The following is a 7,622-nucleotide window of genomic DNA, read 5'->3' as shown; positions in this document are numbered from 1 at the left end:
AAGCGCGATGCGCCTGGGCGTCCATCCCTTCCCCATCATTCCTCCCCCTCGTTTATTCGGCTGCCTGCTTCGGTGTCGCAGCCTGCCAGCGCAGAACGGGGCTGCGCGCGGCCAGCGTTTCGTCGAGCCGGTGACGCGGCGCGAAATGCGGCGCGCCGGTGAAGCGCGTCTTGTCGTTGCCCTTCGCGGCCTGGGCGAGATGCTTCAACGTGCCGATGAACTGGTCGAGCGTGTGCTTCGATTCCGTTTCGGTCGGCTCGATCAGGAGCGCGCCATGGACAACCAGCGGGAAATACATGGTCATCGGATGATAGCCCTCGTCGATCATCGCCTTGGCGAAATCGAGCGTCTCGACACCTGTCCCCTTCAGGAAACGGTCGTCGAACAGCGCCTCATGCATGCAAGGCCCCTCGAAGGGCGCCGAGAGATCGTTCTTCAGCGAGGCGAGAACGTAATTGGCGTTCAGCACCGCGTCTTCGGCGACCTGCCTGAGCCCGTCCGAACCATGGCTCATCATATAGGCCATGGCGCGCACGAACATGCCCATCTGGCCGTGGAAGGCGACCATGCGGCCGAACGGATGCGTGCCGTCCGATTTCGCCTCGCCCCCCGTCTCGACAAGACGGAACCCCTCCTTGCCATGCACGACGTAAGGCAGTGGCGCGAAAGGCGCCAGCGCCTCCGAAAGCACCACGGGTCCTGCGCCGGGACCGCCGCCGCCATGCGGCGTCGAAAAGGTCTTGTGGAGGTTGATATGCATCGCATCGACGCCGAGATCGCCCGGCCGCACCCGGCCGACGATCGCGTTGAAATTGGCGCCGTCGCAATAGAAATAAGCGCCCGCCGCGTGAACGGCGTCCGCAATCTCGATGATGTCGCGCTCGAACAATCCGCAAGTGTTCGGATTGGTCAGCATGATCGCCGCGACGTCGGGCCCGAGCTTCGACTTGAAGGCGGCGAGATCGACGCGGCCATCCGCCGTGGCCGGGATCGCATCGACCTTGTATTGCAGCAGCGCCGCCGTCGCCGGATTGGTACCATGCGCGGATTCAGGAACGAGAATGCGCGTGCGTGTCGCGCCCTCGCCGCGCGCGACCAGCGCCGCGCGGATCGCCATCATGCCGCAGAGTTCGCCATGCGCGCCCGCCTTGGGCGACATCGCGACGGCGGGCATGCCGGTCAGTTCCTTCAGCCAGTGCGCCAGCGTATCCATCAGCTCGAGCGCACCCTGCACGGTCTTCTGCGGCTGCAACGGATGCACGTCGCCGAAGCCGGGCAGGCGCGCCATCTTCTCGTTGAGGCGCGGATTGTGCTTCATCGTGCAGGAACCGAGCGGATAGAGCCCCGCATCGATCGAATAATTCTTGCGCGAGAGGCGCACGTAATGCCGCATCACGTCGGGCTCGGAGATGCCCGGCAGACCGATGCGGCCCTTGCGTTCCAGCGTTCCGAGACGCGGTGCGAAAGCGGCCGGCTCGTCGAGATCGACGCCCGTCGCACCCGGATTGTCGAGTTCGAAGATCAACGGTTCTTCGAGGCGCAGACCGCGATTGCCCGTATAGGTCTCGAAATCGCTCGATGCAACATCGCCCGCCGCGGTGGGGCGGCCCTGACTGTTCATGCCGGACATCACAGCACCTCCTTCAGCGCGGCGACATACTGCGCGCGGTCATCATCCGTGTTGATTTCGGTCGAGGCGACGATCAGCAGATTGTCGAGCGCCGCGTCGTCCGGAATGAGCCGGCTCGCCGGCAAGCCGCCGAGCACTTGCCTGTCGGCCAGCGCGTCGACCACCGCTGTTGCCGATTTCGGCAAGCGGATCGTGAATTCGTTGAAAAAAGCGCCGTTCAGAAGTTCGGCGCCTTTGACGCCCGACAGCGCGTCGGCGAGCTTCACCGCATTGGCGTGGTTGATCCGCGCCAGACGCTTGAAGCCGTCCTCGCCGAGAAGCGAGAGATGGATCGTGAAGGCGAGCGAGCAGAGGCCGGAATTGGTGCAGATGTTCGACGTCGCCTTCTCGCGGCGGATATGCTGCTCGCGCGTCGAAAGCGTCAGCACGTAACCGCGCTTTCCTTCCGCATCGACCGTCTGGCCGCAGAGGCGGCCCGGCATCTGCCGCACGAACTTGTCGCGCGTCGCAAAGAGCCCGACATAGGGCCCGCCGAAATTGAGCCCGTTGCCGATCGACTGGCCCTCGCCGACGACGATGTCGGCGCCCATCTCGCCGGGCGGCGTCACGAGGCCGAGCGACACGACTTCGGGCACCACGGCGATAAGGAGCGCGCCCTTGGCATGCGCGGCATCCGCGATCGCGCGGAGATCGACGAGCTCGCCGAAGAAGGACGGGCTCTGCACGACGACGCAGCTCGTATCGGCCGCGATGCGCGCGATGATGTCCTCGGTCTTGCCGGGAAACGCCGCCGGCAGGGCCTCGACCGGATCGCCACCCGCCTCGCAGAGATTTTCGACGACCGCGCGGTAATGCGGATGGAGCGTGCCCGAAAGCACGGCCTTCTTGCGCTTCGTCACGCGATGCGCCATCAGCACCGCTTCGGCGCAGGCAGTCGAGCCGTCATACATGGAGGCGTTCGCGACATCCATGCCGGTGAGCATCGCGACCTGGGTCTGGAACTCAAAGAGATATTGCAGCGTCCCTTGCGTGATCTCCGGCTGATAGGGCGTGTAGGAGGTGAGGAACTCCGAACGCTGGATCAGATGATCGACGGTCGCCGGCACATGGTGACGATAGGCGCCGCCGCCGATGAAGAAAGGCACCGAACCCGCCGCGACGTTCTTCGCCGCCATCTTCGTCAGCGCGCGCTCGACTTCGAGCTCGCCCTGCCGCCGCGGCAGATCGACGAGCCCGTCGCGCCGCGCGCGTTCCGGCACGTCGCGGAAAAGATCGTCGACGCTTTTCGCGCCGATAACGCCGAGCATCTCGCGGCGATCGTTTTGGGTCAGTGGCAGGTAGCGCATGAGATCAGCTTTCAGGTTGTAACCGGAGATCAGCTCAATAGCCCTCCCCCCTTGAGGGGGAGGGTTGGGAGGGGGGGTAAGCTGCAAGAAAAAGTCTTGCGAAGAAGTCCCCCCACCCGATCGGCTTCGCCGATCGACCTCCCCCTCAAGGGGGGAGGTGTAGGAAGGATGCGCGGCAGCGTCATTCAAGCCAGTCCTTCGACGAAGCTCTGGTAGGCCTCTTCGTCCATCAGCTTCGAAAGCTCGGCCTTGTCGGCGAGCTTCAGCTTCACGAACCAGCCCTTGCCCATCGCGTCCTCGTTGACGCCGCCAGGCGCCGCTTCGAGATCGGCATTGACCTCGACGACTTCGCCCGAAACCGGCGCATAGACTTCGCTCGCCGCCTTCACGCTTTCGACGACCGCCGCCTCGTCGCCCGCCGCGATCGACTTGCCGACTTCCGGCAGTTCGACATAAACGACGTCGCCCAGCTGTTCCTGCGCGTAGTCGGTGATGCCCACCGTCGCCACATCGCCATCGACGCGCACCCATTCGTGCTGGTCGGTGAAACGGATCTCGCTCATCTCTCTGTCCCCTGACTATTTCGTCTTGTGAAAGCGTTTCTCGGTGAAAGGCATCGCAACGACCTCGGCCGGCCGCCCCTTGCCTCTGACCATCAACTCGACATCGGTGCCGACCTTCGAAAAATCGGTCGCGACATAACCCATGGCAATCGGCCCGCTGACGGACGGCCCGTAGCCGCCGCTCGTGATCGTGCCGATGACCTTGCCCCCGCCGACGATCTCGGTGCCTTCGCGCGCCGGGGCCTTGCCTTCCGGCAGCAGGCCGACGCGCTTCCTCGCGACGCCATTCGCGATCTGGCCGAGAATGATCTGCGCGCCGGGGAAATTGGCCTCTTCGCGCCGCCGCTTGCCGATGACCCAGCCGAGCGCCGCCTCGATCGGCGTCGTCGTCTCGTCGATGTCGTGGCCGTAAAGGCAAAGCCCGGCTTCGAGACGCAGCGAGTCGCGCGCGCCGAGCCCGATGGGCTTCACCTCCGTTTCGCCGAGAAGCTTCTTCGTCAGCGCCACGGCGTCCCTCTCCGGCACCGAAATCTCGTAGCCGTCCTCGCCCGTATAGCCCGAGCGGCTGACGAGACAGGGAACGCCGGCGACGTCGATCGCCTTCGCCGTCATGAAGATCATCTCGGCGGCGGCCGGCGCGAACCGCGCGAAAACCTCGACCGCCTTCGGCCCCTGCAACGCGATCAGCGCCCGGTCCGCAATCGGCTTCAGCGAAATGCCGGCCGGCAGGTTCGCCGCGATATGCGCGAAGTCGGCTTCCTTGCAGGCCGCGTTGACGATGATGAAGATCGAATTCGCACGCGCGGGCTCGGCCGGCCGCGTCACCATCAGATCGTCGCGGATGCCGCCCTTGTCGTTCAGCAGCAGCGTGTAGCGGATGGCGCCGGGCGCGAGGCCCAGAATGTCGCCGGGCACCAGCGTCTCGAGCGCCCTGGCGACTGTCTCGAAATCCGGCCCCTCGATCCAGGCCTGCCCCATATGCGAGACGTCGAAGAGCCCCGCCGCCGTTCGCGTATGAAGATGTTCGGCCAGCACGCCGTCCTTGTACTGGACCGGCATGTCGTAGCCCGCGAAAGGCACCATCTTCGCGCCAAGCTCGACATGGAGCGCGTGAAGCGGCGTGACCTGCAGGGTCTCTTCGGTATGGGGAGCTGACATCGGTCTCTCTCGGTTACGCGCGAATCATCAAGGGCTGCCGCCCGGCAAAATTGCCGGCAGCGCCCCCTCTGTCGCGGAACCTGAGAGATTTCGCGGAACGGGACGAACCCGCCGCTTACGCCCTTCGGTGAGGCCTATCCAAGGCGGATGGCCTGCTTTCCAGAGATTCATCCCCCTGCGGTCCGGTTGCCTGAGAGTTTCCGGGGCGGTTGCTCCTTCGGCGCCGGGTCCACGGACCCGATCTCTCCCGCAGGGATCATCTGTATGTAGGAATCGGGCTTCGATCCTTGAAGCTTGGGGCCGATCATATGGAGGACCCCGGGGGAGTCAATTGCGGCAGGGAACCGCCCTGCCGCAAATCGAGCCTTTTCCACCGAAATCGGCGGTTTTCGGGTGCTCCGGAACGTCCGGCGACAGCCCCGTCCTATCGGAGCGGGACGGCCGGCACCTTGCGGTTGTATTCGAGTTCATCCGGCGTCAACTGGAAGCCGACGATGATCTCATAGGCCGAACCGTCGAGTTCGCCGCCATAGGGGATCGTCGTGTCCTCGACGGTCTTGAGGAACTTGACCGTGCGCGCGGCGCCCTCGAAAGAAACCGGAATGTCGAGCATCCGCTTGCTCACCATGTAGCCATGCCGGGTGACGGCGATGAAGCCCGGAATGTTGATGTCGCGCGCCGTGGCGGCGGGCCCGAGGTCGGCCGTACCGTCGAAGGCGACATTGAACGAGATGGTCTTCTCGTCGGTGTCGTATTCGCACTCGATGGCGGATTTGCGGATTTCGGCGCGCAACACCACATCGGTCAGGTCCTTGCCGCGGCCGCTGAACATCGTGATGTGATCGGCCCCGTCGAGCACGCCCACGGTCGGACAGGGCTTCGGCAGATCGGCGTCCGGGTCCACATCATCGTCGCTGCCCCCCATGCCGAGCCAGGAGCAGCCGCCCAGCGCCAACGGCAAGACGAGAAGCACGGCAAGGCCCAGAGCCCGCGCTGCGGCGCGGCGGGAAGGACCGGTCGGCTCGATCGGAAACGGCATCGTCGTGTCACTCGCTGGAAAAGGAATGTGAAAGCCCCGCCTGTAAGCCGCACCCGCGTTTCTTGACTTTCGCAAGGCAGGCCCCTCTATTACCGGCAGAGACGGACCCCGAAAGCCTTGCGTTTCATACGGTTAGACAAGGCAACAGGGCCGCCTCGACTGCGGCGCGGGCACTTTAGCGAAGTGCCGGCAAGGCCACAAGGAGGGCCCCTGCGAGCCCGAATGCCGCACCGGCGGCGCCCCACGACGAGCATGACCCGCCTAACGAGCCCGAGGATGACGGACCTGAAGCCCAAACTGACGCTGATTCTCGCCTCCCCGCGCGGCTTTTGCGCGGGCGTGGATCGGGCGATCCAGATCGTCGAGACCGCGATCGGGAAGTTCGGCCCGCCGGTCTATGTCCGCCATGAGATCGTCCACAACCGCTTCGTCGTCGAGGAGCTGGAAAAGAAGGGTGCGATCTTCGTCGAGGAACTGGACGAGGTGCCGGAAGGCGCCCGCGTCATCTTCTCGGCCCATGGCGTGCCGAAATCCGTGCCGGCCGACGCAAAAGCCCGCGAACTCGTCTATTTCGACGCCACATGCCCTCTCGTCTCCAAGGTCCATGTCGAGGCCGAGCGCCATCACGAGCGCGGCCTCGAAATCGTCCTGATCGGTCATGCGGGCCACCCCGAAGTCATCGGCACCATGGGGCAGTTGCCGGAGGGCGCGGTGAAGCTGGTCGAAACCGTCGCCGATGCCGAGGCGCTGACACCGCGCGATCCCGCCAAGCTCGCCTTCGTCACGCAGACGACACTGTCGGTCGACGACACGGCCGACATCGTCGCGGTGCTGCGCCGCCGTTTCCCCGAGATCGTCGGTCCGCACAAGGAGGACATCTGCTACGCGACCACCAACCGCCAGGACGCGGTCAAGACCATCGCGCCTAAATCGGACGCCGTCATCGTCATCGGCGCGCCGAACTCGTCGAACTCGATGCGTCTCGTCGAAGTGGCCGAACGCGCCGGCTGCCCGCGCGCCATGCTGGTGCAGCGCGCCGCCGACATCGACTGGGCGGCGCTCGGGACCCCGCGCACGGTCGGCCTGACGGCCGGCGCCAGCGCGCCCGATGTCCTGGTCGAGGAAGTCATTGACGCTTTCCGCGCGCGCTTCGACGTCACCGTCGAGGAAGTTGCGGCGGCCCGCGAATCCGTGCAGTTCAAGCTGCCCCGCGCGCTTGCGGGCTGACGGGGTTTATCCGACATGGCTGTCTACACGGAAGTCGCCGACGAGGAGCTCGAAGCCTTTCTCGCCGCCTACGACATCGGAGAACTGCGCTCCTACAAGGGCATCGCGGAAGGCGTCGAGAATTCGAACTTCCTGCTGCACACGACGAAGGGCGCCTATTTCCTGACGCTTTATGAAAAGCGCGTGGCCCGCGAGGACCTCCCCTTCTTCCTCGGCCTGATGAACCATCTCGCCGCGCGAGGCATCGATTGCCCGGTGCCGATCCGCAACCGCAAGGGCGAGATGCTGGGCGAACTGGCCGGCCGCCCCGCCGCCATTATCAGTTTCCTCGAAGGCCTCTCGGTGAAGAGGCCGCAACCGAAACATTGCGCGCAGCTCGGCGAAGGCGCGGCGCGGCTGCATCTGGCCGGCCGCGATTTCGCCATCCATCGCGCGAATGCCCTGACGGTCGCGGGCTGGCGCCCTCTCTTCGACGCCTGCCGCGCGCGCGCCGACGAAGTGTCGCCCGGCCTTGCGGCGGAACTCGGCGTGGAACTCGACTTTCTCGAGGCGAACTGGCCGCGCGACCTCGCGCAGGGAGTCATTCACGCCGACCTCTTCCCCGACAATGTTTTCTTCATCGGCGAGAAACTCTCCGGCATCATCGACTTCTATTTCGC

At 65.2% G+C, this 7,622-nt stretch carries 7 protein-coding genes and 1 riboswitch; of the genes, 2 read left to right on the top strand and 5 right to left on the bottom strand.

What is annotated here, in order from left to right:
• Positions 1-52: 52 nt before the first annotated feature.
• The 5 genes from gcvPB to VMR03_RS14440 all read right to left on the bottom strand — a co-directional run bounded on the left by gcvPB (position 53) and on the right by VMR03_RS14440 (position 5,736).
• Positions 53-1,621 carry an aminomethyl-transferring glycine dehydrogenase subunit GcvPB gene (gene gcvPB / locus VMR03_RS14460; protein WP_325406426.1) on the bottom strand — a complete coding sequence of 523 codons (1,569 nt, stop codon included), beginning with the start codon at positions 1,619-1,621 and terminating at the stop codon, positions 53-55.
• Between the two features lie 8 nt (positions 1,622-1,629).
• Entirely contained in the window at positions 1,630-2,976 is a 1,347-nt protein-coding gene (gcvPA, locus tag VMR03_RS14455) for an aminomethyl-transferring glycine dehydrogenase subunit GcvPA (RefSeq protein ID WP_325406424.1), read from the bottom strand.
• Between the two features lie 185 nt (positions 2,977-3,161).
• Positions 3,162-3,539 carry a glycine cleavage system protein GcvH gene (gene gcvH, locus VMR03_RS14450; RefSeq protein WP_325406422.1) on the bottom strand — a complete coding sequence of 126 codons (378 nt, stop codon included), beginning with the start codon at positions 3,537-3,539 and terminating at the stop codon, positions 3,162-3,164.
• A gap of 15 nt (positions 3,540-3,554) precedes the next feature.
• Positions 3,555-4,697 (bottom strand): glycine cleavage system aminomethyltransferase GcvT, encoded by a 1,143-nt coding sequence (gene gcvT, locus VMR03_RS14445; protein ID WP_325406420.1) that lies wholly within the window; start codon positions 4,695-4,697, stop codon positions 3,555-3,557.
• A gap of 168 nt (positions 4,698-4,865) precedes the next feature.
• Positions 4,866-4,957, bottom strand: a riboswitch (glycine riboswitch).
• A gap of 164 nt (positions 4,958-5,121) precedes the next feature.
• The gene (locus VMR03_RS14440; protein ID WP_325406418.1) at positions 5,122-5,736 is read right to left on the bottom strand and encodes a hypothetical protein; all 615 of its coding nucleotides are present in this window, start codon (positions 5,734-5,736) and stop codon (positions 5,122-5,124) included.
• Positions 5,737-6,012: 276 nt separating this feature from the next.
• On the opposite strand from VMR03_RS14440, the gene ispH reads away from it, so the two are divergent.
• Together ispH and thrB are read left to right on the top strand one after the other, a co-directional pair.
• Positions 6,013-6,963, top strand: a complete 951-nt coding sequence (ispH, locus tag VMR03_RS14435) for a 4-hydroxy-3-methylbut-2-enyl diphosphate reductase (protein ID WP_325406416.1) — start codon at positions 6,013-6,015, stop codon at positions 6,961-6,963.
• 15 nt (positions 6,964-6,978) lie between these two features.
• Positions 6,979-7,622 (top strand): homoserine kinase (gene thrB, locus VMR03_RS14430; protein ID WP_325406414.1); only part of this gene is annotated, 644 nt, incomplete at its 3' end.

Origin of the sequence: Parvibaculum sp. (assembly GCF_035511255.1) — a bacterium.
GTDB lineage: Bacteria > Pseudomonadota > Alphaproteobacteria > Parvibaculales > Parvibaculaceae > Parvibaculum.
The sequence above is the reverse complement of the archived record's forward strand: the minus strand, read 5'-3'. Positions and strand labels throughout refer to the sequence as shown.

What these genes read in the sequence shown, in the direction of transcription:
- gcvT (WP_325406420.1), bottom strand. Translation starts at nt 4,697, where the DNA reads ATGTCAGCTCCCCATACCGAAGAGACCCTGCAGGTCACGCCGCTTCAC.
- gcvPA (WP_325406424.1), bottom strand. Translation starts at nt 2,976, where the DNA reads ATGCGCTACCTGCCACTGACCCAAAACGATCGCCGCGAGATGCTCGGC.
- ispH (WP_325406416.1), top strand. Translation starts at nt 6,013, where the DNA reads ATGACGGACCTGAAGCCCAAACTGACGCTGATTCTCGCCTCCCCGCGC.
- VMR03_RS14440 (WP_325406418.1), bottom strand. Translation starts at nt 5,736, where the DNA reads ATGCCGTTTCCGATCGAGCCGACCGGTCCTTCCCGCCGCGCCGCAGCG.
- gcvH (WP_325406422.1), bottom strand. Translation starts at nt 3,539, where the DNA reads ATGAGCGAGATCCGTTTCACCGACCAGCACGAATGGGTGCGCGTCGAT.
- gcvPB (WP_325406426.1), bottom strand. Translation starts at nt 1,621, where the DNA reads ATGAACAGTCAGGGCCGCCCCACCGCGGCGGGCGATGTTGCATCGAGC.